This is a genomic window from Psychromonas arctica, assembly GCF_038155225.1.
Classification (GTDB): Bacteria; Pseudomonadota; Gammaproteobacteria; order Enterobacterales; family Psychromonadaceae; genus Psychromonas; species Psychromonas arctica_B.
The window spans coordinates 1-230 of record NZ_JBAKBA010000216.1 but is presented as its reverse complement, the minus strand read 5'-3'; the positions used below and the strand labels follow the sequence as shown (position 1 = coordinate 230).

The following is a 230-nucleotide window of genomic DNA, read 5'->3' as shown; positions in this document are numbered from 1 at the left end:
AACTCTGGCGTAATAAATCACTTGAGCACAACTTACTTTTACAGAGTGAACGTATTGCAAAGGATATTGCTATAATGAATATTGAGTTGGCGCAAGCAGGCCATAAACCATCTCTCTCTTTAACTGGCTCGCTAGATTATGATGATACACAATATGATTATGATTCTGCTAATAGTGACAGTCATTCTTCGAGAGGAATAATTGGTCTAACACTAAATGTTCCTTTGTAC

General features: G+C 36.5%; 1 protein-coding gene. It reads left to right on the top strand.

The genetic code is table 11. The features are described 5' to 3' along the window. Positions 1-230, top strand: a 230-nt coding sequence (locus V6255_RS19400) for a TolC family protein (protein WP_425355951.1), incomplete at both ends; no start/stop codon positions are given.